The following is a 26,520-nucleotide window of genomic DNA, read 5'->3' as shown; positions in this document are numbered from 1 at the left end:
CCACCAGCATGAACGAACCGCTCAACCCTGAATCGCTCGGCATCGATACCCTCGGCGTGCGCGCCGGCACGCTGCGCAGCGAGTTCATGGAGCACTCCGAGGCCATGTACCTGACCTCGAGCTTCTGCTTCAACAGCGCCGCAGAAGCCGCCGAGCGCTTTGCCAACTCGGAAGAGGGCTATACCTATTCGCGCTTCACCAACCCGACGGTGTCGATGTTCCAGTCGCGCCTGGCCGCGCTGGAAGGGGCGCAGGCCTGCATGGCGACGGCATCGGGCATGAGCGCGATCCTGTCGGTGGTGCTGTCGTCGATGCAGGCCGGCGACCACCTGGTCAGCTCGCGCGCGATCTTCGGCTCGACCATGACGCTGTTCAACAATATCTTCGGCAAGTTCGGCGTCGAGACCACCTTCGTCGATCCGACCGACCTGGAAGCGTGGCGTGCGGCAGTCCGCCCGAACACCAAACTGTTCTTCCTGGAAACGCCATCGAACCCGCTGACCGAGGTGGCTGACATCGCGGCGGTGGCGGACATTGCCCACGATGCCAACGCGCTGCTGGTGGTCGACAATTGTTTCTGCTCGCCCGCGCTGCAGCAGCCGATGAAGTTCGGCGCCGACATCGTGGTGCACTCGGCCACCAAGCATATCGACGGCCAGGGCCGCGTGCTGGGCGGCGCGGTGCTGGGCACGCACGACTTCATCATGGGCAAGGTGTTCCCGTTCGTGCGCACCGCCGGGCCGACGCTGTCGGCGTTCAATGCGTGGGTGCTGCTCAAGGGCATGGAGACGCTGGCGATCCGCATGGAGCGCCATTCGGCCAGCGCGCTGGCGCTGGCGCAGTTCCTGGAATCGCACCCGGCGGTGGCGCGCGTGTTCCACCCGGCGCTGGCGTCGCACCCGCAGCACCAGATCGCCATGCGCCAGCAAAGCGGCGGCGGCGCGATCGTGTCGTTCGAGCTCAAGGGCGCGACGCCCGGGCAGCAGCGCGCCAATGCCTGGCGCGTGATCGATAACACGCGGCTGTGCTCGATCACCGGCAACCTGGGCGACACCCGCACCACCATCACGCACCCGTACACCACCACGCATGCACGCGTCAGCCCCGAGGCCAAGGCGGCCGCGGGCGTCGGCGAAGGGCTGATCCGCCTGGCGGTGGGGCTGGAGTCGGTCGAGGACCTGAAGGCAGACCTGCTGCGCGGCCTGGGCGACTGAGGCGCTACTCTGTCGCCATGGCCACCGGGGCCGGTTCTTGCAGGGTCGGCCCTTGCGGTGCCGGCGCTTGCGGAGCAGGCTCATCGCTGCCCGCCATCGCCTTCACGCCGGCCGCGGTGACGTCGTAGGTCGCCTCGACCGCGGTCGAGGCCACGCTGACCGCGGCCGAGCCTACCGTCGCCACCGTCGACACCGCGGCGCTGCCGACCGCCACGGTCGCACCAACCACCATGCAGCCGGACAGCGTCGCGACGGCGCAGGCGGCCGCCAGCATCAGCGCGACGCGCGGCAGGGTGGCGGAGGTTTCGCTATCGTTGCGCAGGTTGCGACGCAAGCGGGGAAATAAAGACGGCATGGAACTCTTGGTAGTGGTTGAGCCTGGCATGGGGCGGAGTCAGCGCAGCAGGCGGCGGCGCAGCAGCACCAGGCACACCACCAGCGCGGCCACGGCATAGACGGCCAGCACTGCCAGGTGCAGGCCCGCGTCATCGACCGGGCGGCCCAGCATCAGCGGCCGGATCAGCGCCACGGCGTGCGCCAGCGGCAGCGCCTCGGTGGCGGCCTGCACGCCTTCGGGCAATTGTTCCAGCGGGAAGAACACGCCCGACAGCAGCAGCATCGGCGTCATCACCAGGGTCTGGTAGAACATGAAGAAGTCGTAGCTGGGCGCCAGCGCGGTGACGATCATCGCCAGCGCGGCGAACGCGATCCCGGCCAGCACGATCACCGGCAGCGCCAGCAGCGCGCCCGGCATCTGCGCATAGCCGAGCGCCCCCGCCACCAGCATGATGGCCAGCCCCGACAGCACCGCCTTGCTGGCGGCCCACGCGATTTCGCCCAGCACCACGTCGCCCAGCGTCAGCGGGGCATGCATGATCGCTTCCCAGGTGCGCTGCACGTGCATGCGCGAGAATGCCGAATACATCGACTCGAAGCTGGCCGACATCATGACGCTCGACGCGGTGGTGCCGGCCGCCAGGAAGGCGATATACGACACGCCGTCGACCTGGCCCACCATCAGCCCCAGCCCAAGGCCGAGGCCGAACAGGTAGATCATCGGGTCGGCCAGGTTGCCGATCATCGACGGGATGGCCAGCTTCTTCCACACCATGTAGTTGCGGTACCAGACCATCATCCAGTTGCGCAGGTTGCGCGGCAGCAGCGGCTGCGGATAGGTCTGCCGCACCGCGGTGCCGGCGGCAGCGGAGGCGTCGGCGGCGTCCGCGCGGGGGTCCTGTTCGCTCATGTCGTCCCTTGGTTCAGTCCCGCATTCAATCCCGCATCTCGCGGCCGGTCAGCTTGAGGAACACGTCCTCGAGGTTGGCGGGGCGGTGCAGGTAGCGCACGCCGCTCCTGCCGTGCAGCGCCGCCAGCAGCGGGGCGGGCTCGCGCACGTAGCAGAACAGCGTCTCGCCGCTCATTTCGGTGCGCTGCGCCAGCGGCGTCAGCGTACCGCGCAGCGTGTCCAGTTCATCGCCATAGACCTCGACCACGTCGCAGCCGATCTGGCTGTCGATCAGTTCGTGCGGCTTGCCTTCGGCGATCTTGCGGCCGCCGTCGATCACGCACAGGTAGTTGCACAGCCGTTCGGCTTCTTCCATGAAGTGCGTGGTCAGCAGGATGGTCTTGCCGCTGGCCATCAGCGACTTCAGCCGCTCCCAGATCAGGTGGCGCGCCTGCGGGTCGAGGCCGGTGGTGGGTTCGTCCATCACCAGCAGGTCCGGGTCGTTGATCAGCGCGCGCGCCACGGTCAGGCGCCGGCGCATGCCGCCGGAGAGGTCGCGCACTTGCGCGTCGGCGCGGTTTTCCAGGCGCGCGAATTCCAGCAGCCGCGGCACGCGCCGCTCGATCTCGGCCGATGACAGCCCGAAATAGCGCCCGAAGATGCGCAGGTTCTCGATCACGGAGAAGTCCGGGTCAAGATTGTCGAATTGCGGCACCACGCCCACGCGCATGCGCGCCTGCGGCGCGCGTTCGGGGATGGGCTCGCCGCACAGCGTCAGCGTGCCCGCCATGGGCGTGGTCAGGCCTAGCAGCAGCCGCAGCGTGGTGGTCTTGCCGGCGCCGTTCGGGCCCAGCAAGCCGAAGCACTGGCCGCGGAAAACCTGGAGGTCGAGGTCGTCGACCACGACCGTGTCGCCGTATTGCTTGCGCACCTTGCGCAACTCGAGGATGGCAGTCAAGGCAGGGTCCGGTGTGGCGCCGCAACGGCGCAATATCCGCCATTATGCCGGTCATCCGCGCCGGCCTCAGTTGGCGCATTGCAGCAGGCGCGGGTATAAAAAAACCGCCAGCGAACTGGCGGTTTTTCTTGCCTGGCGACCAGGCAGCGAAGCGTACCGGAATCAGTACATCTTCTTCGGCAGCATCTGCATGCGCAGGCGCTTGCGCAGGCGTGCTTCGGCGGCCTTCTTCTTGCGCTTGCGCTCGGTCGTCGGCTTCTCGTAAGCGGTGCGGCTCTTGAGTTCAACGATCAGGCCAGTCTGCAGAATGGCACGACGGAAACGCCGCATTGCAACTTCAACGGGCTCACCGGGTTTCAAGACGATCTTAGTCAATTCAGTCCTTTAGGGGATTGCCGCCGGGGCGGCTGGTTCAAACGGGGGGAAACTGCGGTCGCCGGAGCGACTGGTATTGCACGCCGGGCGATGCCCTGGTGCGCCCCCGCGAACCTGAAAGATGTGGACGTTTCAGTCCGTGCAACCAGTGTCAGGGGTGATAGCGCCAGGTCCGAACATAACTGGAGCCTGACAGTACCGGTTTCCATGAATGCTATACGCCCGTAACTATGGCATGTATACGACGGCGCTGTCAAGAATGCAGTGCAACGTACGCGCGGCGGCCCGGCCTGAAAGTTATCGCCAGGCCACTTCATGCGCGCCGCGGCGTCCACGCCGGACCGCGGGCTGTCTTTATACCGTTTTTATGGCTGCGGCGGGCCTTTCTACCCCGTTTTTATCCGCGCATCCCTAATCTGGGTGACGTCTGCCACTCACGATTCTGCTCGCCATGGATGCGATGTTCCTGCTCGTTCTGATTGCCTTCGGCGCCGCCAGCGTCGCCCTGATAGCGCTGTGCGCATGGCTGTGCGGCCCGGCGCGGCCGGTATCTGCCGCGGACCGGCCGCAGCCGGACGCCACCACCGGCGGAGACCGCTGATGGACTGGACCGAACTGCTGGCCGGCGCGCTTGCCGTTGCCATCTTCCTCTACCTGCTGATTGCCTTGTGCCGTCCGGAGAAGTTCTGATGCCGACCGATTTCCCGGGCCTGCTGGCCCTGTACCTGGCCATCCTGCTGTCCCTGGCCCCATTGCTGGGCCGCTACCTGCGCCGCGCGGTCGAAGACGACGACTACCGCCTGACCGGCTGGGGCCGGTCACTCGAGCGCGCGCTGTACCGCCTCGCCGGCGTGCAGCCCGGCGCGCAGATGGGCTGGCGGCGCTACGCGCTGGCCGTGCTCGCCTTCAACCTGCTCGGCGCGGTGGCGGTCTATGCGCTGCAGCGCCTTCAGGGCTGGCTGCCGCTGAACCCGCAGGGCTTCGGCGCGGTGTCGCCGGACTCGGCCTTCAACACCGCCGTCAGCTTCGTCGCCAATACCAACTGGCAGGGCTATGGCGGCGAATCGACCATGAGCTACCTGACGCAGATGCTGGCGCTGACGGTGCAGAACTTTGTCTCCGCGGCCACGGGAATCGCGGTGGTGTTCGCACTGATCCGCGGGTTTGCGCGCCAGCGCGCGGGGAGCATCGGCAACTTCTGGGTCGACCTGACACGCATCACGCTGTACGTGCTGGTGCCGCTGGCATCGGCAATTGCGCTGATGCTGGCGAGCCAGGGCGTGATCCAGAACTTCAGCGGCTACCGCGACGCAGCGTTGCTGCGTCCGGTGGCCTACAGCCAGCCGGTGACGGACGCCGCCGGCGCCCCGGTCGTGGATGCGCAGGGTCAGGCGCTGACGCGTCCGGCCACGGCGCACACGCAGACGCTGCCGATGGGGCCGGTGGCCTCGCAGGAAGCGATCAAGATGCTGGGCACCAACGGCGGCGGCTTCTTCAACGCCAACTCGGCGCATCCGTACGAGAACCCGACCGCGCTGTCCAACCTGATCGAGATGCTGGCGATCTTCCTGATTCCCGCCGCGCTCTGCTTCACCTTCGGCGAAATGGTGCGGGACCGCCGCCAGGGCGTGGCGGTGCTGGCGGCGATGACGCTGCTGTTCGTGGCCATGGCCGGCCTGGCCGCGCTGGCCGAGCAACGTGCCGGACCGGTGTTGTCCGCGCTGCCGCTGGATCACGCGGGTTCTGCGCTGCAGGCGGGCGGCAATATGGAAGGCAAGGAAACGCGCTTCGGCGTGGCCGCCTCCGCGCTGTTCGCGGCGATCACCACGGCGGCGTCGTGCGGCGCGGTCAATGCCATGCACGACTCCTTCACCGCGCTGGGCGGCATGGTGCCGATGCTGCTGATGCAGCTGGGCGAGGTGGTGTTCGGCGGGGTCGGCTCCGGCCTGTACGGCATGCTGGTCTACGCGGTGCTGGCGGTGTTCATCGCCGGCCTGATGATCGGCCGCACGCCGGAATACCTCGGCAAGAAGATCGAGGCCTTCGAGATGAAGATGACCGTGATCGTGATCCTGGTCACGCCGCTGCTGGTGCTGCTGGGCACGGCGGTGGCGGTGATGGCGGGCGCGGGCCGGGCGGGCGTGCTCAACCCGGGCACGCACGGTTTTTCCGAGATCCTCTACGCGTTGTCGTCGGCGGCCAACAACAACGGCAGCGCGTTCGCGGGGCTGTCCGCCAACACCCCGTTCTACAACACGCTGCTGGCCGCGGCGATGTGGTTCGGCCGCTTCTGGATCGTGATCCCGGTGCTGGCGCTGGCGGGCTCGCTGGCGGCCAAGCCGAAGCTGCCGGCCACCGGCGGCACCATGCCCACGCACGGCGCGCTGTTCGTGGTGCTGCTGGCCGGCTCCGTGCTGATGGTGGGCGCGCTGACCTATGTCCCGGCGCTGGCGCTGGGCCCCGTTGCCGAACACCTGCAGGGCGTGCTGGCCGGCGCCGCGCGCTGAACGCCTGTCCTGACGAACCGCCAATCGCGAACCTGTCTCCATGATGCAACCCGATACCCTGACCACGCGGCCCCAGGCCGCCCCGGAGCGCGCCGAGGACGGCGCCGCCCACGATCCCGCGCGCTCGCCGCGCCGCATGCTGTCGCCCGAACTGGTGCGCCCGGCGCTGCTCGCGGCGCTGCGCAAGCTGTCGCCGCGCGAGCAGCTGCGCAACCCGGTGATGTTCGTCGTCTACGCCGGCGCCATCCTGACCACGCTGCTGGCCGTGCGCGCGATGGTGTCGCCGCTGCCGCATGCCACCGAAAGCGCCGGCTTTATCGTCGCGGTCACTATCTGGCTGTGGGTCACCGTGCTGTTTGCCAACTTTGCCGAGGCCCTGGCCGAAGGGCGCAGCCGCCAGCAGGCGGCGTCGTTGCGCGGGCTGAAAAGCACCGCGAGCGCGCGCGTGCTGAGCGAGGGCCGCCGCGATGGCGCCGTGCAGGTGCGCCCGGCCACCACGCTGCGCCGCGGCGACGTGGTGCTGGCCGAGGCCGGCGACATGATCCCCGGCGACGGCGAGGTCATCGAAGGCGTGGCCTCGGTCGACGAAAGCGCCATTACCGGGGAATCGGCACCGGTGATCCGCGAATCCGGCGGCGATTTCTCGTCCGTTACCGGCGGCACGCGCGTGCTGTCCGACTGGATCGTGGTGCGCATCACCACCAATCCCGGCGAGAGCTTTATCGACCGGATGATCTCGATGGTCGAAGGCGCGCGGCGCCAGAAGACGCCCAACGAGCTGGCGCTGACCATCCTGCTGGTCGGGCTGTCGATGGTGTTGCTGCTGGCTACGGCCACGCTGCTGCCGTTTTCCGCCTACAGCGTGCTGGCGACGGGCGCGGGGCTGCCGGTCACCGTGACCGTGCTGGTGGCGCTGCTGGTGTGCCTGATCCCGACCACCATCGGCGGGCTGCTGTCGGCGATCGGCGTGGCCGGCATGAGCCGCATGATGGCGGCCAACGTGATCGCCACCTCGGGCCGCGCGGTGGAAGCGGCCGGCGACGTCGACGTGCTGCTGCTCGACAAGACCGGCACGATCACGCTCGGCAACCGCCAGGCCGCGCGGCTGCTGCCGGCGCCGGGCGTGGGCGAACGCCAGCTGGCGGCCGCCGCGTGGCTGTCGTCGCTGGCCGATGAAACTCCCGAGGGCCGCAGCATCGTGGCGCTGGCGCGCCAGCAGGCCGGCGCCGAGGCGCCCGGCATGGGTGCGGCGCGGCCGGTGTTCGTGCCGTTCAGCGCGCAGACGCGCATGAGCGGCGTCGACCTCGGCGAGGGCGCGTCGCGGCGCAGCGTGCGCAAGGGCGCGGCCGACGCCGTGCGCCGCTACGTGGCCGAGCATGCGGGCAAGTTCCCGGATGCGGTCACGCACGCGGTCGAGGACGTGGCGCGGGCCGGCAGCACGCCGCTGGTGGTGGCCGAGCTGGCCGGGGCCGAGGTGCGCGTGCTGGGCGTGGTGGAGCTGAAGGACACGGTCAAGCGCGGCATCCGCGAGCGCTTCGGCGAACTGCGCCGCATGGGCATCCGCACCGTGATGATCACCGGCGACAACCGGCTGACCGCCGCCGCGATCGCCGCCGAGGCGGGCGTCGACGACTTCCTGGCGGAGGCCACGCCCGAAGCCAAGCTGGCGCTGATCCGCCAGTACCAGGCAGAAGGGCGCCTGGTGGCGATGACCGGCGACGGCACCAACGACGCCCCGGCGCTGGCGCAGGCTGACGTCGCGGTCGCCATGAACAGCGGCACGCAGGCCGCGCGCGAGGCCGGCAACATGGTCGACCTCGACAGCAACCCGACCAAGCTGATCGAGATCGTCGGCATCGGCAAGCAGATGCTGATGACCCGCGGCGCGCTTACCACCTTCAGCGTGGCCAACGACCTGGCCAAGTATTTCGCGATCATTCCCGCGGCCTTTGCCACCACTTATCCGCAACTCGGCCTGCTCAACGTGATGGGCCTGGCCACGCCGGCCTCGGCAATCCTGTCGGCGGTGATCTTCAACGCGCTGATCATCGTGGTGCTGATCCCGCTGGCGTTGCGTGGCGTACGCTACCGCGCGCTCGGCGCCGCCGCGCTGCTGCGTCGCAACCTGCTGGTGTACGGGCTGGGCGGCATCGCGGTGCCGTTTGCCGGCATCAAGCTGATCGACCTGGGTCTGGCCGCCATGGGCTGGGCCTGACCGACCCCAAACAATGTTCGGAGCAACCATGTCCAATCCAATCACTGCCGACACCGCGCACGCCGCGCAAACCGAAGGGCAGGGCGGCCTGATGCGCCCGGCGCTGGTCGTCCTGCTGTCGCTGTCGCTGCTGACAGGCCTGCTGTACCCCGCGGCGATCACGATGATTGCCGGCGCGGCCTTTCCGCACCAGGCGGCCGGCTCGCTGATCGTGCGCGACGGCAAGGTGCTGGGATCCGAGCTGATCGGCCAGCCGTTCTCCGCGCCCGGCGACTTCTGGGGCCGGCTCTCGGCGACCGCGCCGATGCCTTATAACGGCGGAGCTTCCGGCGGCTCCAACCTGGGGCCCTCGAACCCGGCGCTGGCCGACGCGGCACGCGCGCGCCTCGACGCGCTGCGCGCGGCCGATCCCGGCAACACCGCGCCGGTGCCGGTGGACCTGGTGACCGCATCCGGCAGCGGCCTGGATCCGCATATCAGCGTGGCCGCGGCCGAGTACCAGGCGGCGCGCGTGGCGCGCGCGCGGGGCCTGCCGCTCGCGCAGGTGCGCGCGCTGATCGCCGCGCATACCGACAAGCCGCTGCTGCCGGTGCTGGGCGAGGCCGGCGTCAACGTGCTGCAGCTGAACCTGGCACTGGATGCGCTGCCGGCGCGCTGAGGCGGCGGGCCGTGTGCCGGCCTGCATGGCACAATCTGGCTGCGCTCGCGCCGCCGCAACGTGAGCGCGCCCACCATGCCCGTGCGCCCAGCCGACGACCTCCGCCCCGATCCCGACCACCTGCTGCAACGCATGCAGGCCGACGGCGAACGCGCCGCGCGCGGACGCCTGCGCATCTACTTCGGCGCCTCGGCCGGCGTCGGCAAGACCTTTGCCATGCTGGCGGCGGCGCGCGCATTGCGCGAACAGGGTGGCGATGTCGTGGTGGGCGTGGTGGAAAGCCATGGCCGCGCCGAGACCGAGGCGCTGGCCGAAGGCCTCGAGCAGTTGCCGCGGCGCGCGCTCGAGCACCGCGGCCGCGCGCTGGAGGAATTCGATCTCGACGCGGCGCTGGCGCGCCGGCCGGCGCTGGTGCTGGTGGACGAGCTGGCCCACAGCAACGCGCCCGGCAGCCGCCATCCCAAGCGCTGGCAGGACATCGCCGAGCTGCGCTCGGCCGGCATCGACGTCTGGACCACCGTCAACGTCCAGCACCTCGACAGCCTGAACCAGGCGGTGGCCGGCATCACCGGCATCCGCGTGCGCGAGACCGTGCCCGACGCGGTCTTCGACGAGGCCGACGAAGTGGTGCTGGTCGACCTGCCCGCCGACGAACTGCTGCGCCGGCTGCGCGAAGGCCGGGTGTACGTGCCCGAACAGGCCCGCCACGCGGTGCAGCACTTCTTCCGCAAGGGCAACCTGATCGCGCTGCGCGAGCTGGCGCTGCGCCGCACCGCCGACCGCGTCGACGACGATGTGCGCGCCTACCGCCAGCAGGCGTCGATCGAGCCGGTGTGGCGCACGCGCGAAGCGGTGCTGGCCTGCATCGGCCTGGGCAGCGATGCCGCGCAGGTGGTGCGCAGCGCGCGCCGGCTGGCCGCGCAGCTCGATTGCGACTGCCATGTGGTGACGGTGTCGGTGCCGCGGCTGGCGCCGGTGCCGGACCCGCTGCGCGCGCAGCTCGACGAGGCCATGCGCCTGGCCGAGTCGCTGGGCGCGCGCACCGAGACCCTGGCCGGCAGCGACATGGTGGCGGCGGTGGCCGGCTATGTGCGGCGGCACAACCTGACCAAGGTCCTGGTCGGCCGCACGCCGGCGCGCTGGCGTGACCGCGGCGGTGCGCTGCGGGGCCGCCTGCATGCGTGGCTGGCGCAGTTGCTCGCGCCGTGGCTGGGCGCGCGCGCCTGGCTGTTCGGGCGCAGCAGCTTTGCCGATGCGCTGGCGGCCGCGTGTCCGGAGGTCGACGTGATCCGCGTCGCGGCCGACGGAGTCCGGCACGACGCGCCCGTTGCCGCCCGCAGCGCGCGTGGCATCGATCCGCAGGTTGACGAGGCCGGTCCGGCCCAGTGGCCCGGCCTGCTGTGGGCGGTGGCCTGGTGCGCCGGCGCCACCGCGCTGTCGGTGCTGGCGCGGCCATGGTTCGACCTGGTCAATATCGCCATGCTGTTCCTGCTGGCGGTGGCAGGGGTGGCGCTGCGCCACGGACGCACCGCCGGCGCTTTGGCCGCGCTGGTGGCGGTGGGCGCGTTCGACTTCTTCTTCGTTCCGCCGCAGCTGTCGTTCGCGGTCAGCGACGTGCAATACCTGGTGACCTTCCTGGTGATGCTGGCGGTGGGGCTGGTGATCGGTCAGCTCACCGCCGGGCTGCGCGAGCAGGCGCGCGTGTCGGTCCAGCGCGAGACCGATGCGCGCACGCTGTACGAGCTGGCGCGCGAACTGTCGGCGGCGCTGACCGATGCGCAGATCGTCGCCATCGGCAGCCGCTTCCTGCGGGCGGCGTTCGACGCGCGCGCGGCGTTCTTCCTGGCCGGCCCGCAAGGGCGATTGCTGCCTGCCGCAAACGATGCCGAGAGCGATGCGCAAGCCGGCGTCGCCGCGCAGAGCGACGCCATCGACCATGTGCTGGCGCAATGGGTGTTCGACCACGGCCAGCCGGCCGGCACCGGCACCGACACGCTGCCGGCGGGCACGGTGCTGTACCTGCCGCTGAAAGCGCCGATGCAGGTGCGCGGCGTGCTCGCGGTCGAGCCGCGCGCCTGGCGTGCCTTGGCGCAGCCCGCGCTGCGGCGGCAGGCCGATGTCTTCGCCACGCTGATCGCGATTGCGCTGGAGCGGCTGCATTACGTCGAGGTCGCGCAGCAGGCCTTGCTGACGATGGAGTCCGAGCGCCTGCGCAGCTCGCTGCTGGCGGCGGTCTCGCACGACCTGCGCACGCCGCTGACCAGCCTGATCGGCATGGCCGAGACCCTGCAGCGCGGCACCCCGCCGCTGGCACCGGAGGTGGCCGAAACGGTCGGCGTCATGCGCGACCAGGCGCGGCGCATGCACGCGATGGTGGCCAACCTGCTCGACATGGCGCGGCTGCAGAGCCGCAACGTGGCGCTGCGCAAGACCTGGCAGTCGTTCGAGGAACTGGCCGGCGCGGCGCTGGCGTCGCTGCGCGACGCGCTGGCGCGGCACCGCGTGGTGGTGGCCGACCTGTCGGCGCTGCCGCTGGTGGAGTGCGACGGCGTGCTGATCGAGCGCGTGCTGTGCAACCTGCTCGAGAATGCGGCCAAGTACACCGCGCCGGGCACTGAGATCCGGCTGCGCGGCGAGGTGACCGAAACCGCTGTGCACCTGATCGTCGAGGACGACGGCCCTGGCGTGCCGGCCGCGATGGCGCGCCAGGTGTTCGAGAAATTCACGCGCGGCGAGCGCGAATCCGCCACAACTGGCGTAGGCCTGGGCCTGGCTGTGTGCGACGCGATCGTGCAGGCGCACGGCGGCAGCATCCGGGTCGAGCCGGTGCATCCGGCGCAGGCCGGGGCAGCGGGGGCGCGCTTCGTGGTCACGCTGCCGCGCGGCACCCCGCCCGTGCTGGAGCCCGAAGCGGCCGGCGTGCCGGCCTGAACCCGCCCAACTTGCAAGGAAGCAACGCGTCATGCCATTCGAGTTTTCGCCCACGGTGCTGCTGGTGGAAGACGAGCCCCATATTCGCCGCTTCGTGCGCGCGGCGCTGCAGGACGAGGGCTGCGCCGTGCACGAGGCCGATACGCTGCAGCGCGGCCTGATCGAGGCCGGCACGCGCCAGCCCGACCTGGTGATCCTGGACCTGGGCCTGCCCGACGGCGATGGCGTCTCGATGATCGGCGAGCTGCGCACCTGGACCGAAGTGCCGGTGCTGGTGCTGTCGGCGCGCACCGACGAGACCGAGAAGATCCGCGCGCTCGACGCCGGCGCCGACGACTACCTGACCAAGCCCTTCGGCGTGGGCGAGCTGGTGGCGCGGCTGCGCGTGCTGTTGCGCCGGCATGCGCGCGCCGGCGCGCAGGGGCGGGCGCAGGTGGCGTTCGGCGATGTTGCCGTCGACCTCGCCAACCGGCAGGTCACGCGCGGGGGCGAGGCGGTGCACCTGACCCCGATCGAATACCGCCTGCTTGCCGTGCTGCTGGCGCACCGTGGCAAGGTCATGACGCATCGCGAACTGCTGCGCGAAGTGTGGGGGCCGTCCCATGCGGACAGCAGCCACTACCTGCGGGTCTACATGGGCCACCTGCGCCACAAGCTGGAGGCCGACCCGGCCCAGCCGGCGTGGCTGCTGACCGAGGTCGGCGTGGGCTACCGCTTCGCCGGCTGAGCTCCGGAAGCCGCTTCACAACATCCGTTACCGACCGATCACGCGCGGCGTGAGGGCGGCGCTCGTCCATGCCGTCCGCTCCCGGTAAACCCGCAATCCTGTCGAAAACGTTTGACGGGAGAATTCATGTGTATAAACTAATATTCATAAACATGAATTAATGCAGGAGACCCGCATGGCGGACCAACCCGTGTATTTCGTCTCGACCGCCGAGGTCGAGGGCTACCACCCTGCCAACCACGTCGGCACCCTCAACCGCCGGCTGATCGCGCCGGAGACCGTCGGCTCGCGCCATCTGGAAGTGATCCACGGCACCATAGAGAAGGGCAAGGGCGCGCTGCCGCATGCGCATCCCGGCATCGAACAGGTCTGCTACATGCTGGAAGGCCGCGCCATTGCCGAGGTCGGCGGCCAGCGCCGCGAACTGGGTCCGGGCGACTGCTGCTTCTTCCCGCCGGACCAGATGCACGTCTTCACGGTGGTCAGCGACGAGCCGGCGAAGATTCTGGTGATCTATTCCCCGCCTTACGAGGAATCCCCTGAACGCGTGATACGGCCTGCCTGACAGGCGGCGGTCGCGGGCAGGACACAAAAACTACAGGAGACAACCACCGTGAAGTCCTTCAAGAACGCTTTTGCCGGCCTGGTGCTGGGTTGCAGCGCGGCGCTGGCCGCCACCCCGGTGCTGGCCGCCGATGCATTCCCCGCCAAGCCACTGCGCCTGGTGGTGCCGTTTGCCGCCGGCAGCGGCACCGATGCGGTGGCGCGCCTGACCGCGAAGTACCTGGGCGAGTCGCTGCAGCAGCCGGTGGTGGTCGACAACAAGCCCGGCGCCAACGGCACCATCGCCGCCGAGTTCGTGGCCAAGGCGCCCGCCGACGGCTATACGCTGTTCATGACCACCAACACCACGCATTCGGCCAACCCGTCGCTGATGAAGCAGCTGCGCTATGACCCGGTCAAGGATTTCACGCCGATCTCGCGCATGGGCAACCTGCCGTTCATGCTGGTGGTCAACCCGGCTTTGCCGGTCAAGACGCTGCGCGAGTTCGTCGACTACGCCAAGGCGCATCCGGGACTGACCTATGCCAGCGGCAACAGCACCGGCATCGTCTCGGGCGCGACGTTGTCGAAGATGGCGGGGCTGAAGATGCTGCACGTGCCGTACAAGAGCACGCCGCCGGCGATGACCGACGTGATGGGCGGCCAGGTGCAGGCGATGTTCGTCGACTTCGCCGCCGGCATCGCCAACGTGCGCGCCGGCAAGCTGCGCGCGCTGGCGGTGACCACCGCGCAACGCAGTGCGCTGCTGCCGGACCTGCCGCCGCTGGCGAGCGTGCCGGAACTGAAGGGCTTCGACGTGACCTCGTGGAACGGCGTGTTCGCCCCGGCCGGGGTGCCGGCCCCGGTGGTCGAGCGCCTGAACCGCGAGCTGGTGGCGATCGCCACCAGCAAGCAGCATGCGGCGCAGTTCCACGCGCTCGGCTTCGAGCCCTTCGGCAGCACGCCGGCCGAGCTCAACCAGTTTGTCGTGGCCGAGCTGCAGAAGTGGGCGCGGCTGGTCAAGGACGCGGGCATCCAGCCGGAATAAGACACCATCGAACCGACAACGACAGCAAGCAGGTAACGCGATGAATTTCGATCTCTCCGAAGAACAGGCCTCCATCGTCGAGGCGGTGCAGCAGGTCTGCGCGCAATTCGACATGGAATACTGGGACCGCCTCGACAAGTCCGGCACCTATCCGCACGAGTTCTACAAGACGCTGTGCGAAGGCGGCTGGCTCGGCGTGGCCATGCCCGAGGCCTTCGGCGGCGCGGGGCTGGGCATCCTGGAAGCGGCGCTGGTGATGCAGACCATCTCGCAGTCGGGCGCCGGCATGACTGGCGCCTCGGCGGTGCACATGAACGTGTTCGGCCTGAATCCGGTGGTGGTGTTCGGCACCGACGCGCAGAAGGGCCGCTTCCTGCCGCCGCTGATCGCCGGCCAGGAGAAGGCCTGCTTCGGCGTGACCGAACCCGACGCAGGGCTGGACACCACCAAGCTCAAGACCTTTGCGCGCAAGGTGCCGGGCGGCTATTCGGTGAGCGGGCGCAAGATCTGGATCTCGACCGCGCAGGTGGCCGACCGCATGCTGCTGCTGGCGCGCACCACGCCGCTGGAGTCGGTGAAGAAATCGACCGAGGGGCTGTCGCTGTTCTACACCAGGGTCGACCGCAGCAAGATCGAGATCCGCGAGATCGACAAGATGGGCCGTGCCGCCGTCGACACCAACATGCTGTTCATCGACGACCTGTTCATCCCCGACGAGGACCGCATCGGCGAAGAGGGCAAGGGCTTCGAGTACATCCTGCATGGGCTCAACCCGGAGCGCATCCTGATCGCCGCCGAGGCCATCGGGCTGGGTCGCGCGGCGCTGGCCATCGCCACGCAGTATGCCAAGGAGCGCGTGGTGTTCGGCCGCCCCATCGGCATGAACCAGGGCGTGCAGCATCCGCTGGCGCAGGCGTGGATGCAGCTGGAGTCGGCCAACCTGATGATGCTCAAGGCTGCGGCGCGCTACGACGCGGGCCAGTCGTGCGGGGCCGAGGCCAATGCCGCCAAGTACCTCGCCGCCGAGGCCGGGCACAATGCCTGCCAGACCGCGATCCTGACGCTGGGCGGCATGGGCTATTCGCGCGAGTACCGCGTCGAGCGGCTGCTGCGCGAATCGTATATCCCGCGCATCGCGCCGGTGAGCCCGCAGCTGATCCTGTGCTTTATCGCCGAGCGCGTGCTGGGCTTGCCCAAGTCCTACTGAGCGGGAGCGCCGATGCAAGACAAGCCAGTGCAGGCCAGTGCGCCGACCGGGCCGCTGGCCGGGATCCGCGTGATCGACATGACCTCGGTGGCGATGGGGCCGTATGCCACGCAGATTCTCGGCGACATGGGCGCCGAGGTGATCAAGGTCGAGCCGCCCGCCGGCGACGTGTTCCGTCACGCCGAGCCGGCGCGGCACGCCGCCATGGGCGCGAGCTTCCTCAACCTGAACCGCAACAAGCAGTTCGTGGTGCTGGACGTGAAGCAGCCCGACGACCTGGCGGCGCTGAAGGCGCTGATCGCCGGCGCCGATGTCTTTGTCTCGAACGTGCGGCCGCAGTCGCTGCGCAAGCTCGGGCTCGACTATGGCTCGCTGTGCGCGGACCATCCGCGGCTGATCTACTGCGGCGCCTATGGCTATTCGGAGTCTGGGCCGTACGCCGGCGCGCCGGCGTTCGACGACATCATCCAGGCGCGCAGCGGCATGGCGCAGTTCCAGGGCGCCAATTCGAACGAAGGGCCGCAGTACGTCAACACCATCCTCGCCGACAAGGTCGCCGGGCTGACCGTGGCCTATGCGATTCCGATGGCGCTGTACGAACGCGAGCGCTCCGGCCGCGGCCAGGCCATCGAGGTGCCGATGTTCGAGACGCTGGTGTCGTTCCTGGCGACCGAGCAACTGGCCGGGCAGACCTTCGTGCCGCCGCTCGGTCCGGCCGGCTATCCGCGCGTGATGTCGATGCACCGCAAGCCGTACCGCACCCGCGACGGGCATATCGCGCTGCTGCCGTACACCAGCGCGCAATGGCAGCGCTTCTTCGATGTCTCCGGCCATGCGTCGCTGGCCAGTGATCCGCGCTATGCCACGCCGGCCGCGCGCAGCGCCAATATCGACGCGCTCTATGCCACGCTGGCCGAGATCGTCGCGCAGCGCACCACCGCCGAATGGCTGGCGCTGCTGCGCGATGCCGACATCCCGCACAGCGAGGTGCCGCACTTCGACAGCCTCGCCGACGACCCCCACCTGCGCGCCACCGGCATGATGTTCGAGTATGACCATCCAAGTGAAGGGCGCCTGCGCGGCGTGGGCATTCCCACGCGCTTCTCGCGCACGCCGGGCAATATCCGCAGCTGGCCGCAGGCCTTGCCGCCAGCCGCGCCTCAGGAGGACTGACCCGCGCTGCCGCCGCGTACAATCCCGGCCAACGGATACTGAAGTCGAGGAAGCCAAACGATGGCAGCAAACGAAGCGGCGGAGAAGTCCGGTTACGGCAGCGTCAAGACGGCGTTGCGCGTGATCGAGATCATGGAAATCTATGCGCGCGAAGGCCGCTCGCTGACGCTGACCGAGCTGGCCAAGCTGCTGGGCGCGCCGATGTCGAGCTGCCTGGGGTTGATCCGCACGCTGGCTTCGCTGGGGTATCTGTACGAGACCGGGCGCCGCCAGGGCTACTATCCGACGCGCCGGCTGCTCGATATCGCGCAACGCATCGCCCGCAACGACCCGCTGCTGGAGCGCGTGCAGCCGGTGCTGGAATCGCTGCGCGACACCACCGGCGAGACCGTGGTGTTCGGCAAGCTGCAGGACGACGGGCGCGTGCTGTATCTGGAAGTGCGCGAATCCCCCAACCCGGTGCGCTATATCGCCGCGCCAGGCGAGCTGCGCGATGCGCATGTCAATTCGATCGGCCGCGCCATCCTGGGCACGCTGACGCCGGGCGCACGCGCCGAGCTGTTGTCGGGCGTGTCCTTTGCGGCGCGCACGCCGCGCACCATCAGCTCGGCGCAGGCGCTGGAAGCGGCGATGCAGGGCTGGCAGAAGCAGGGCTGGTATCCGAATTTCGGCGAATCGTTTCCCGACCTTGGCGCCATCGCCGTGCCGGTGACGATCGGCGGCGTAACCTATGGCCTGTCGGTGGCGGGGCCGCTGCACCGGGTCGAAATCAATGCGCAGGGCATCATCGCGGCGCTGGAGGCCGCGGCACCGTCACTGCAAGGGTAGGGGAAGAGAGGGAGAGGAGGGCGTTGCGGCCGGATCGGCCGTGGCGCTCCGCATCAGGCCTGACAGGAACAACCGTAAAACGAAAAAGCCCGGTGCGTTTGCACCGGGCTTCCGTATCGGTTGGCTCCCCGACCTGGGCTCGAACCAGGGACCTGCGGATTAACAGTCCGTCGCTCTACCGACTGAGCTATCGGGGAACAGCTGAGAAAGAAATTATAGCCAGTTTCTCTTTTCTTCGTCAACACCCTTTCGACATCTAGTTCCTGTCATGGGTGCGGGGAAGGCTGGCTTGCTGCCGGACGGCGGTGCAAAGGGGCGGGTTGCCGGCTTCGCGACCGTGGCGCTGAACAGCGAGGCCGCATTATAGCGACGCTTCCCCCTTTGTGCCAGAAAAAAACCGCCTCGCGGCGGTTTTTTTCCGCGGGATCGGCAGCAGGTCAGTCGAACACCGGCGATTCCACGCCCAGCACCTTGTGCAGCTTCGGCGAGGTGGTGGTGTACTGCATGTGGATCTTCTTCTCGGGGAAGATATACGGCGCAGCACCGAACGCGGCCAGCGCGGCCTCGTGGAAGCCCGACAGGATCAGCTTCTTCTTGCCGGGGTAGGTGTTGATATCGCCGACCGCGAAGATGCCGGGAATATTGGTCTGGAATTTCTCCGTGTCCACCTTGATCTGCTTGCGCTCGAGGTCCAGGCCCCATTCGGCGATCGGGCCCAGCTTGGGCGACAGCCCGAAGAACACCAGCAGGTCGTCGAGCGGCAGGCGGCGGGTCACGCCGTCGGCGCCCGACACCTTGATCTCGGTGAGCACGCCGTCCTTCTCTTCATAGCCGCTGATCTGGCCGACCAGGAACTGCATTTCCATCTGCTCGCACAGTTCCTTCATCTTGGCGACCGACGCCGGCGCGGCGCGGAAGCCGTCGCGGCGGTGGATCATCACCACCGACTCGGCCTTGCCGACGAGGTCCAGGGTCCAGTCCAGCGCCGAGTCGCCGCCGCCGACGATCACCAGGTTGCGGCCGTGGAAGCGGCTCGGATCCTTGACGCGGTAGAACAGCTGCTTGCCGTCGAACTTGTCGATGCCATCGACTTTCAGCGTGCGCGGCTGGAACGAGCCCACGCCGGCGGCGATGAAGATGGTCTTGGTGATGAAGCGCGTGCCGAGCGAGGTCTCGACGAAGAAGCGGCCGTCTTCACGGCGCTCGACCACGGACACTTCCTGGCCCAGGTGGAAGGTGGGCTCGAACGGCTCGATCTGCTTGAGCAGGTTGTCGGTCAGTTCCTGGCCGGTGCAGCTGGGCACGGCCGGGATGTCGTAGATGGGCTTGTCCGGATACAGCTCGACGCACTGGCCGCCAACGACCTTCAGGGAATCGATGACGTGGGCCTTGATTTCGAGCAGGCCCAGTTCGAACACCTGGAACAGACCTACCGGGCCGGCACCGACGATCAGCGCGTCGATTTCCAGCGGCTGGCCGCCTGCGGGGCTGCCGCCCTCGACCTGCCTGGTCGTGTCGGCAACGGGATTTGGAATGCTCAAGTCCATATTCGTCCTGATACGTTGGTTGGGCACGCGGGTGCCCGGCATTGCGGAAAGCGCGTGGGGACGGCTTTCTTTGCTGCCCGGTGCGCTCAGCGCTCCAGGTACTGCAGCTTGTCGGTGGCGTCCTTCCACTCCTCGGCCTCGGCCAGCGGGGCCTTGGTCTTGGTGATGGAGGGCCATGCGCGCGCCAGCTCGGCATTCAGCTCGATGAACTGCTGCTGGTCGCCCGGTACGTCTTCCTCGGCGTAAATGGCGTTCACCGGGCATTCGGCCACGCACACGGCGCAGTCGATGCACTCATCCGGGTCGATGGCCAGGAAGTTGGGGCCTTCGCGGAAACAATCGACCGGACACACGTCAACGCAGTCTGTGTAGCGGCAACGGATGCAGGATTCGGTGACAACGTGAGTCATTTCGGTTCCAGGAAAACGGGTCGGCTTTTAATGGGAAACTGTGGGGCCGCTTCTTGCCGGCGTGACGCGCCGCATCCATCACATGCGAATGCCCGCGTGCCGCGGGGCAGCATGGGCTGGGCGAGCGCCGGCCGAGGCCTTTCGGAAACCGATATTGTAGCCGAGCCTTCTGGCAAGGATAGCCGGTCTATATAGCCGGATCAGATAGTTTTCTTATTTCTTTATGTACTTTTGATTTAACGCATGGTGGTCGGCTGGCGGCTTTGTCTGCTCGCCGGCATGCTGCGCGGCAGCACCCGGCCAGCCGGCAGTGGGCAGACTTCGGGTAGCATGGCGTTCTGACCCGGCATCGCCGTCTGGCCCGCTATGATCATCCAGTCTCTGCTCGACACCGACCTGTACAAATTCACGATGATGCAGGTGGTGCTGCATCAGTTTCCGCAAGCGCAAGTGGAGTACCGCTTCAAGTGCCGCAACGCGGGCATCGATCTGACCCCATATATCGACGAGATCCGCGCCGAGGTGGCGCACCTGTGCCAGCTGCGCTTCACCGAGGAAGAGCTGGCCTACCTGCGCGGCCTGCGCTTCATCAAGAGCGATTTCGTCGATTTCCTCGGGTTGTTCCACCTCAACGAGAAATATGTGTCGGTGCGCCCGTCGGCGCAGGGCAACGGCGAGATCGAGATTTCGATCACCGGCCCGTGGCTGCACACCATCCTGTTCGAAGTGCCGGTGCTCGCCATCGTCAACGAAGTCTATTTCCGCCGCACCCAGCCCCAGCCTGACCTGGCCGAAGGCCGCCGCCGGCTGGAAACCAAGCTGGCGCTGCTGAAGACGCCCGAGCTGGGCGACTGCGTGATCGCCGACTACGGCACGCGCCGGCGCTTCTCGCGCGACTGGCAGGAAGAGGTGCTGCTGACCATGCGGCGCCTGCTGGGCCCGCAACTGGCCGGCACCAGCAATGTCCACTTCGCGCGCCTGCACAATATGGTGCCGTTGGGCACGATGGCACATGAATACCTGCAGGCCTGCCAGGCGCTGGGGCCGCGGCTGCGCGACTCGCAGGTGTTCGCGCTGGAGCGCTGGGCGCGCGAGTACCGCGGCGACCTGGGTATCGCACTGTCGGATACCTATGGCTTCGACGCCTTCCTGCGCGACTTCGACCTGTATTTCTGCAAGCTCTTCGACGGCGTGCGCCACGATTCCGGCGATCCGGTGCTGTGGGGCGAGCGCATGGTGGCCCACTATGCCGCCAACCGCGTCGACCCGCGCACCAAGACGCTGATCTTCAGCGACAGCCTCGACATCCCGCGCGTGATCGAGCTGTATCAGCGCTTCCATGGCCGCTGCCGGCTGGCGTTCGGCGTCGGCACCAACCTGACCAACGACCTGGGCTACACGCCGCTGCAGATCGTGCTGAAGATGGTGCGCTGTAACGGGCAGCCGGTGGCCAAGCTGTCGGACACGCCGGAAAAGACCATGTGCGACGATCCCGGCTACCTGGCCTACCTGCGCCAGGTGTATTCGGTGCAGCCCGCCGCGTAGCAGGCTTTTGCACGGCGCGCCGCTGTATCGCCCCTGCAGCGTACCGCTGTATCGCCCCTATAATCGCCGCATCGCGCCTTTGCGCACTGCCACCCCAAGCCAGGCCCCATGGAAACCAACGACGCCCGCGACCGCATCTTTGCCCGTATCCGAGCCGCCCAGGGCAGGGCGGCCCGGCCGAGCGCGGGCGAGCGTGGCGCCGTTGCCGATTACCTGGCCCGCCACCCGCAGGGCCCGCGTCCGGCCGCCGCGCCCGACCTGGCCGAAGCCTTCCTGGCGCAGGCGCAGCGCATGGCCTCGACCGTGGACCGCGTCGCGACCCTGGCCGACGTGCCCGCCGCCACGGTGCGATATCTCGACAGCTTGGGGCTGGTGCGCCGCGCGGTCGCGTGGGATGAATTTGACCGCTTGCCGTGGCAGGACGCAGGGCTGGCGGTGGAGTGCCGCCCGCCGGTGCGCGATGCCGTGGCCGACCGCGAGCATGGCGACCTGGTCGGCATTACCGGCTGCTTCTGCGCGATTGCCGAGACCGGCTCGCTGATGCTGCTGTCCGGCCCGGCCACCTTCGCCTCGGCCGCGCTGCTGCCCGAGACCCATGTCGCGGTGGTGCCGCGCTCGCGCATCGTCGCCGGGCTGGAAGATGCGTTTGCGCTGGTGCGCAGCGAGCGCGGCGAACTTCCGCGCGCCACCAACATCATCAGCGGACCCTCGCGCACCGGCGATATCGAGCAGACCATCGTGCTGGGCGCCCACGGCCCGTACCGTGTGCATGTGATCCTGGTCGAGTCGGCCTGATCTGCGTGGCGCGAACCCGGCGCGCCGCAATCCGAAAATGCACGCCGCAAGGGGAAGCGCGGCAGGGCCTTGCATTACACTTGCAGGCTTGCCCGCGCGCTTTGGCATCGCGCCGCGCGCGCCCATGACCGCTGCATTGTTCGAGGAGATCCTGCCTGATGCGACGTGCCCCCGTGCTGTTGCCACTGCTGGCCATGCTGGCCGCCTTTCCCGCCGCAGGCCATGCCGCCGATCTCGACGGGGCGTCGCTGTCGCCGCTGTGGGGGCTGCCCTTTGCCGGCATCCTGCTGTCGATCGCGCTGTGGCCGCTGCTGGGGCCGAAGTTCTGGCACCACCATTACGGCAAGATCGCCGCCGGGTGGGGGCTGCTGTTCCTGCTGCCGTTCGCGTTCGTGTTCGGCGCGCATGCCGCCGCCGTCAGCACCGTGCACGCGCTGCTGGCCGAGTACATTCCGTTCATCGCGCTGATCACCACGCTCTATATCGTTGCCGGTGGCATCTGCGTGCGCGGCAACCTGCACGGCACGCCCGGGCTCAATACCGGCATCCTGGCGCTGGGCACGTTCCTGGCGAGCTTCATGGGCACCACCGGCGCGGCCATGCTGCTGATCCGGCCGCTGCTGCGCGCCAATGACAACCGCCGCCACGTGGCGCACGTGGTGGTGTTCTTTATCTTCCTGGTGGCCAACGCCGGCGGCTCGCTGACGCCGCTGGGCGACCCGCCGCTGTTCCTGGGCTTCCTGAAGGGCGTCGACTTCTTCTGGACCCTGCGCAACATCTTCCCGGAAACGCTCTTTATCTGCGCGGTGCTGCTGCTGGTGTTCTACCTGGTCGACCGGCACTACTACCGCAACAAGGAAGAGCAACTGCCGGTCGATCCGACCCCGGATTCGGGCAGCATCATGATCGAAGGCAAGTTCAACTTCGTACTGCTGCTGGCCGTGGTCTGCCTGGTGCTGATGAGCGGGCTGTGGAAGCCGGGGATCTCGTTCGACCTCATGGGCACCGAGGTGCCGCTGCAGGCCGCGGTGCGCGACGCACTGCTGGTAGTGGTGGCGGTGGTGTCGCTGCTGGTCACGCCGCAGGCGGCGCGCGTGGGCAATGAATTCAACTGGGAGCCCATTCTCGAGGTGGGCAAGCTGTTCGCCGGCATCTTCCTGACCATCATCCCGGTCATCGCCATGCTGAAGGCGGGTACCGACGGTGCCTTCTCGGGAGTGATCCGCGCGGTCAGCGACGCCAACGGCCAGCCGGTCGACAGCATGTATTTCTGGGCGACCGGCGTGCTGTCGTCCTTCCTCGACAACGCGCCGACCTACCTGGTGTTCTTCAATACCGCCGGTGGCGACCCCGCCACGCTGATGACGCGCGATGCCTCGACGCTGGCCGCGATCTCGGCCGGCGCGGTGTTCATGGGCGCCAACACCTATATTGGCAATGCGCCCAACCTGATGGTCAAGGCCATCGCCGAAAACCGCGGCGTGCGCATGCCGAGCTTTTTCGGCTACATGCTGTATTCGGGCATTTTCCTGATGCCGCTGTTCGTCATCATGACCTTCCTCTTCTTCCATATCTGATGCCATGAAGCCGTCCGTCCTGGTTACCCGCGCCATCTATCCCGAAGTCATCGCGCACCTGGCGCAGTATTTCGATGTCGACGACAACCAGCAGGACGCGGTGCTCGACGCCGCCGCGCTGAAGGCGCGGCTGGCGGGCAAGGCCGGCGTGCTGGCCAATGCCGCCGACCGCATCGACGCCGGCGTCATCGCCGGGCTGCCGGCGCTGCGCGCGGTGTGCAACATGGCGGTCGGCTACAACAACCTGGACCTGCCGGCGCTGACGGCCGCGGGCATCGTCGCCACCAATACGCCGGATGTGCTGACGGAGACCACAGCCGATTTCGGCTGGGCCCTGCTGATGGCAACCGCGCGCCGCGTCACCGAGGCCGAGCACTACCTGCGCGCCGGCAAGTGGCAGCGCTGGAGCTACGACATGCTGGTCGGCATGGACCTGTACGGCAGCACCGTGGGCATCCTGGGCATGGGCCGCATCGGCCAGGCACTGGCACGGCGTGCGGGAGGGTTTGGCATGCAGGTGCTGTACCACAACCGCAGCCAGTTGCCGGCGGAGACCGAGCGTGCGCTCAACGCCCGCTATGTCAGCAAGGAAGACCTGCTGCGCCAGTCCGACCACCTGCTGCTGGTGCTGCCGTACGGCCCCCAGAGCCACCATGCCATCGGCGCCGCCGAGCTGGCGCTGATGAAGCCCACCGCGACGCTGGTGAACCTGGCGCGGGGCGGCATCGTCGACGATGCCGCGCTGGCACAGGCACTGCGCGACAAGCGCATCTTCGGCGCCGGCCTGGATGTGTTCGAAGGCGAACCGGCCGTCCATCCGGACCTGCTGACGGTGCCCAACGTCGTACTGACGCCGCATATCGCCAGCGCGTCCGAGAAAACCCGCCGCGCCATGGCCATGCTTGCGGCCGACAACCTGATCGCGGCGCTCGACCAGGGCCCGCAGGCCGGCCATCCGCCCACCGTGATCAACCCTGAAGTGATGGCGCATCGCCGCTGAGGTTTTCGCATGACCCTGATTCCGTTCCTGACGCTGGCCGCGGCGCTGCTCGCGGTCGTGCTGCTGGTCATCGTGTTGCTGCGCCAGCAGGCCGGGTCATCCGGCGCCGGCATGGCGCGGCAGCTCGACGAGATGCGGCTGGAGCACGCGCGCGGCATGGAGCGGCTGGAGCGCGAGGTGCGCACCGAGGTGGCCGAGGCCGCGCGCGGCAGCCGCGGCGAGTCGGCGCAGCAGATGCTGCGCTTCCAGCAGGCGCTGTCGTCGCAGCTGACCGGCATCGCCACCCTGCAGAACAACCAGATCGACACCTTCGCGCAGCAGCTGGCCAAGCTGACCGAGACCAACACCCAGCAACTGGAACAGGTCCGCCAGCACCTGATGCTGCAGTCCCAGCAGGCGCGCGACGAGCAGGCCGGCACGCTGCGCCGCTTCGGCGACGGCCTGCAGCAGCAGCTGGCGCAGCTGTCCGAGGCCAACGAGCGGCGCCTGGCCGAGGTCCGCGCCACGCTGGAGCAGAAGCTGCAGGACATCGAAGCCAACAATGCCGCCAAGCTCGAGGAAATGCGCCGCACCGTCGACGAGAAGCTGCACGCGACGCTGGAGCAGCGGCTGGGCGAATCGTTCCGGCTGGTGTCGGACCGCCTCGAGCAGGTGCATCGCGGCCTGGGCGAGATGCAGGTGCTGGCACAGGGCGTGGGCGACCTGAAGAAGGTGCTGACCAACGTCAAGTCGCGCGGCACCTGGGGCGAGGTGCAGCTGGAGATGCTGCTGGAGCAGATGCTGACGCCGGAGCAATACGGCAAGAACGTCGAGACCGTGCGCAACTCGGGCGCGCGCGTGGAGTTTGCCATCCGCCTGCCCGGCAAGGCGGCGGGCGCGGACAACGCGCCGGTCTGGCTGCCGGTCGACGCCAAGTTTCCCAAGGAACAGTACGAGCGCCTGGTCGACGCACAGGAGCGCGGCGATCCGGACGGCGTGCTGGCGTTCGGCCGCGAACTCGAAACGGCACTGCGGCGCGAAGCCCAGACCATCGCTGAAAAATACCTGGCGCCGCCGCAGACCACGGACTTCGCCATCCTGTTCCTGCCGACCGAAGGGCTCTATGCCGAGGTGCTGCGCCGTCCTGGCCTGACCGATCAGCTGCAGCGCGACTATCGCGTGACCGTGGCCGGCCCGACCACGCTGACCGCGCTGCTGAACAGCCTGCAGATGGGATTCCGCACGCTGGCGCTGGAAAAGCGCTCGAGCGAGGTGTGGGAAGTGCTGGGCGCCGTCAAGACCGAATTCGGCAAGTTCGGCGACGTGCTGGCCAAGACCCGCGATACGCTCGAGCGCGCCGCGCGCAATATCGAGCAGGCGGAAGTGCGCACGCGGCAGATGGCGCGCAAGCTGCGCACGGTGGAAGCGCTGCCGGGTGAAGCCGCGCAGCAGCTGCTCGGGCTCGGCCTGGAAGCGGCGGCGGACGGCACGTCGGAAAGCGTGGCAAGCACCGATAACGCGGAAAACAGCCGGGCCTGAGCGGGCCGGGCAGGTGTCGGGGGAAAGCTGGAAAAGCGGCCGGTCTGGCGCCCGGCCGGCACCGGCAGGGGGCCGTTCAGCGGTCTTCTTCGGGAGACAGCTCGCGCACGTGGACTTCGATGCCGCCGAAGCGGGCGGCCACCCAGTTGTAGGCCTTGCAAGCCAGCCACAGCAGGCCGAAGCCGATCAGCGCATTGAGGATGATCGCGCTGAAGACCGTGATCGCCGGCAGGTCACCATAGCGGACGAAGGTGACGAACAGGCCCAGCGACACGATCGGCAGGGAGAAGCACAGGTAGACCAGCACCAGCGCGCGGGCGGTCTTGACGGGGTGGAGGTACGCAATCTCCTGATTCATGACGGGGGATACTCGAATGTTTCTGAATCGTGCGCCAAGTGTAGCGATTGGCCGATGCCAAGCATAGCCCGGCGGCCGCGGGGCTGCCGAAAGCCCGGCGGCAACGGTGCCGTGGCGGCAAATGTGCAGCACAAAAACGACACATTGCTACGATCGCGTAG

Annotated in this window: 25 protein-coding genes and 1 tRNA gene; 18 read left to right on the top strand and 8 right to left on the bottom strand. The window is 68.3% G+C overall.

Annotation, left to right across the window (positions count from 1 at the left end; all coding sequences use genetic code 11):
• Positions 1-8: 8 nt before the first annotated feature.
• Positions 9-1,214: an O-succinylhomoserine sulfhydrylase gene (locus tag GA0116996_RS09245; RefSeq protein WP_092309825.1), complete on the top strand. Its 1,206-nt coding sequence runs from the start codon at positions 9-11 to the stop codon at positions 1,212-1,214.
• Positions 1,215-1,218: 4 nt separating this feature from the next.
• On the opposite strand, the gene GA0116996_RS09240 is transcribed toward GA0116996_RS09245, so the two are convergent.
• From GA0116996_RS09240 to rpsU, 4 genes are all read right to left on the bottom strand, one after another.
• Positions 1,219-1,569, bottom strand: a complete 351-nt coding sequence (locus GA0116996_RS09240; protein ID WP_092309702.1) for a hypothetical protein — start codon at positions 1,567-1,569, stop codon at positions 1,219-1,221.
• A gap of 39 nt (positions 1,570-1,608) precedes the next feature.
• Positions 1,609-2,460 (bottom strand): ABC transporter permease, encoded by an 852-nt coding sequence (locus GA0116996_RS09235; RefSeq protein WP_092309699.1) that lies wholly within the window; start codon positions 2,458-2,460, stop codon positions 1,609-1,611.
• A gap of 25 nt (positions 2,461-2,485) precedes the next feature.
• Entirely contained in the window at positions 2,486-3,397 is a 912-nt protein-coding gene (gene nodI / locus GA0116996_RS09230) for a nodulation factor ABC transporter ATP-binding protein NodI (protein WP_092309696.1), read from the bottom strand.
• 162 nt (positions 3,398-3,559) lie between these two features.
• Positions 3,560-3,772: a 30S ribosomal protein S21 gene (gene rpsU / locus GA0116996_RS09225; RefSeq protein WP_010814647.1), complete on the bottom strand. Its 213-nt coding sequence runs from the start codon at positions 3,770-3,772 to the stop codon at positions 3,560-3,562.
• Between the two features lie 451 nt (positions 3,773-4,223).
• Between rpsU and GA0116996_RS28245 the strand changes: the two genes are divergently transcribed.
• The 12 genes from GA0116996_RS28245 to GA0116996_RS09170 all read left to right on the top strand — a co-directional run bounded on the left by GA0116996_RS28245 (position 4,224) and on the right by GA0116996_RS09170 (position 17,609).
• Entirely contained in the window at positions 4,224-4,373 is a 150-nt protein-coding gene (locus GA0116996_RS28245; protein WP_165835127.1) for a hypothetical protein, read from the top strand.
• Positions 4,373-4,462: a potassium-transporting ATPase subunit F gene (locus GA0116996_RS09220; protein WP_062800936.1), complete on the top strand. Its 90-nt coding sequence runs from the start codon at positions 4,373-4,375 to the stop codon at positions 4,460-4,462. The genes GA0116996_RS28245 and GA0116996_RS09220 overlap by 1 nt, the downstream gene beginning before the upstream one ends.
• Complete coding sequence (gene kdpA / locus GA0116996_RS09215) at positions 4,462-6,279, top strand: potassium-transporting ATPase subunit KdpA (RefSeq protein ID WP_092309693.1); 1,818 nt, start codon at positions 4,462-4,464, stop codon at positions 6,277-6,279. Before GA0116996_RS09220 ends, kdpA begins: the two co-directional genes overlap by 1 nt.
• Positions 6,280-6,415: 136 nt before the next feature.
• Entirely contained in the window at positions 6,416-8,494 is a 2,079-nt protein-coding gene (gene kdpB, locus GA0116996_RS09210) for a potassium-transporting ATPase subunit KdpB (protein ID WP_243419609.1), read from the top strand.
• 28 nt (positions 8,495-8,522) lie between these two features.
• Positions 8,523-9,152 carry a potassium-transporting ATPase subunit KdpC gene (kdpC, locus tag GA0116996_RS09205; protein ID WP_092309690.1) on the top strand — a complete coding sequence of 210 codons (630 nt, stop codon included), beginning with the start codon at positions 8,523-8,525 and terminating at the stop codon, positions 9,150-9,152.
• A gap of 75 nt (positions 9,153-9,227) precedes the next feature.
• Positions 9,228-12,083 (top strand): DUF4118 domain-containing protein, encoded by a 2,856-nt coding sequence (locus GA0116996_RS09200; protein WP_092309687.1) that lies wholly within the window; start codon positions 9,228-9,230, stop codon positions 12,081-12,083.
• Positions 12,084-12,114: 31 nt separating this feature from the next.
• Positions 12,115-12,810: a two-component system response regulator KdpE gene (gene kdpE / locus GA0116996_RS09195; protein WP_092309684.1), complete on the top strand. Its 696-nt coding sequence runs from the start codon at positions 12,115-12,117 to the stop codon at positions 12,808-12,810.
• Positions 12,811-12,985: 175 nt separating this feature from the next.
• Positions 12,986-13,375: a cupin domain-containing protein gene (locus GA0116996_RS09190; RefSeq protein ID WP_092309681.1), complete on the top strand. Its 390-nt coding sequence runs from the start codon at positions 12,986-12,988 to the stop codon at positions 13,373-13,375.
• Positions 13,376-13,423: 48 nt separating this feature from the next.
• Positions 13,424-14,401 carry a Bug family tripartite tricarboxylate transporter substrate binding protein gene (locus GA0116996_RS09185; protein ID WP_092309678.1) on the top strand — a complete coding sequence of 326 codons (978 nt, stop codon included), beginning with the start codon at positions 13,424-13,426 and terminating at the stop codon, positions 14,399-14,401.
• A 40-nt stretch (positions 14,402-14,441) separates the two neighbouring features.
• Positions 14,442-15,608, top strand: coding sequence for an acyl-CoA dehydrogenase family protein (locus GA0116996_RS09180; protein WP_092309676.1), 1,167 nt, complete (start codon positions 14,442-14,444; stop codon positions 15,606-15,608).
• Positions 15,609-15,620: 12 nt separating this feature from the next.
• Complete coding sequence (locus tag GA0116996_RS09175; RefSeq protein ID WP_092309673.1) at positions 15,621-16,781, top strand: CaiB/BaiF CoA transferase family protein; 1,161 nt, start codon at positions 15,621-15,623, stop codon at positions 16,779-16,781.
• Positions 16,782-16,841: 60 nt separating this feature from the next.
• Positions 16,842-17,609 (top strand): IclR family transcriptional regulator, encoded by a 768-nt coding sequence (locus tag GA0116996_RS09170; protein ID WP_092309670.1) that lies wholly within the window; start codon positions 16,842-16,844, stop codon positions 17,607-17,609.
• A 121-nt stretch (positions 17,610-17,730) separates the two neighbouring features.
• Here GA0116996_RS09170 and GA0116996_RS09165 read toward each other — a convergent pair.
• From GA0116996_RS09165 to fdxA, 3 genes are all read right to left on the bottom strand, one after another.
• Positions 17,731-17,806, bottom strand: a tRNA-Asn gene (locus GA0116996_RS09165).
• Between the two features lie 240 nt (positions 17,807-18,046).
• Positions 18,047-19,156, bottom strand: coding sequence for an NAD(P)/FAD-dependent oxidoreductase (locus GA0116996_RS09160; RefSeq protein WP_026164075.1), 1,110 nt, complete (start codon positions 19,154-19,156; stop codon positions 18,047-18,049).
• 86 nt (positions 19,157-19,242) lie between these two features.
• Positions 19,243-19,566 (bottom strand): ferredoxin FdxA, encoded by a 324-nt coding sequence (gene fdxA, locus GA0116996_RS09155; RefSeq protein ID WP_012353337.1) that lies wholly within the window; start codon positions 19,564-19,566, stop codon positions 19,243-19,245.
• 366 nt (positions 19,567-19,932) lie between these two features.
• On the opposite strand from fdxA, the gene pncB reads away from it, so the two are divergent.
• The 5 genes from pncB (at position 19,933) to GA0116996_RS09130 (ending at position 26,001) form a co-directional block, all read left to right on the top strand.
• On the top strand, positions 19,933-21,111 hold the full coding sequence (gene pncB / locus GA0116996_RS09150) for a nicotinate phosphoribosyltransferase (RefSeq protein WP_092309668.1): 1,179 nt from the start codon (positions 19,933-19,935) through the stop codon (positions 21,109-21,111).
• Positions 21,112-21,219: 108 nt separating this feature from the next.
• Positions 21,220-21,906, top strand: a complete 687-nt coding sequence (locus tag GA0116996_RS09145) for a LutC/YkgG family protein (RefSeq protein WP_092309665.1) — start codon at positions 21,220-21,222, stop codon at positions 21,904-21,906.
• A 158-nt stretch (positions 21,907-22,064) separates the two neighbouring features.
• Positions 22,065-23,483, top strand: a complete 1,419-nt coding sequence (locus GA0116996_RS09140) for a sodium:proton antiporter (protein WP_092309662.1) — start codon at positions 22,065-22,067, stop codon at positions 23,481-23,483.
• A 4-nt stretch (positions 23,484-23,487) separates the two neighbouring features.
• Positions 23,488-24,483, top strand: coding sequence for a 2-hydroxyacid dehydrogenase (locus GA0116996_RS09135; RefSeq protein WP_092309659.1), 996 nt, complete (start codon positions 23,488-23,490; stop codon positions 24,481-24,483).
• A 9-nt stretch (positions 24,484-24,492) separates the two neighbouring features.
• Entirely contained in the window at positions 24,493-26,001 is a 1,509-nt protein-coding gene (locus GA0116996_RS09130) for a DNA recombination protein RmuC (RefSeq protein ID WP_092309656.1), read from the top strand.
• Between the two features lie 76 nt (positions 26,002-26,077).
• Here GA0116996_RS09130 and GA0116996_RS09125 read toward each other — a convergent pair whose 3' ends face one another.
• Positions 26,078-26,359, bottom strand: coding sequence for a hypothetical protein (locus GA0116996_RS09125; protein WP_018005172.1), 282 nt, complete (start codon positions 26,357-26,359; stop codon positions 26,078-26,080).
• Between the last annotated feature and the right edge of the window lie 161 nt (positions 26,360-26,520).

The organism is Cupriavidus alkaliphilus (genome assembly GCF_900094595.1).
GTDB classification, from domain to species: Bacteria; Pseudomonadota; Gammaproteobacteria; order Burkholderiales; family Burkholderiaceae; genus Cupriavidus; species Cupriavidus alkaliphilus.
Note: the sequence above shows the minus strand (reverse complement) of the source record. Positions and strands in the feature narration are given on the sequence as shown.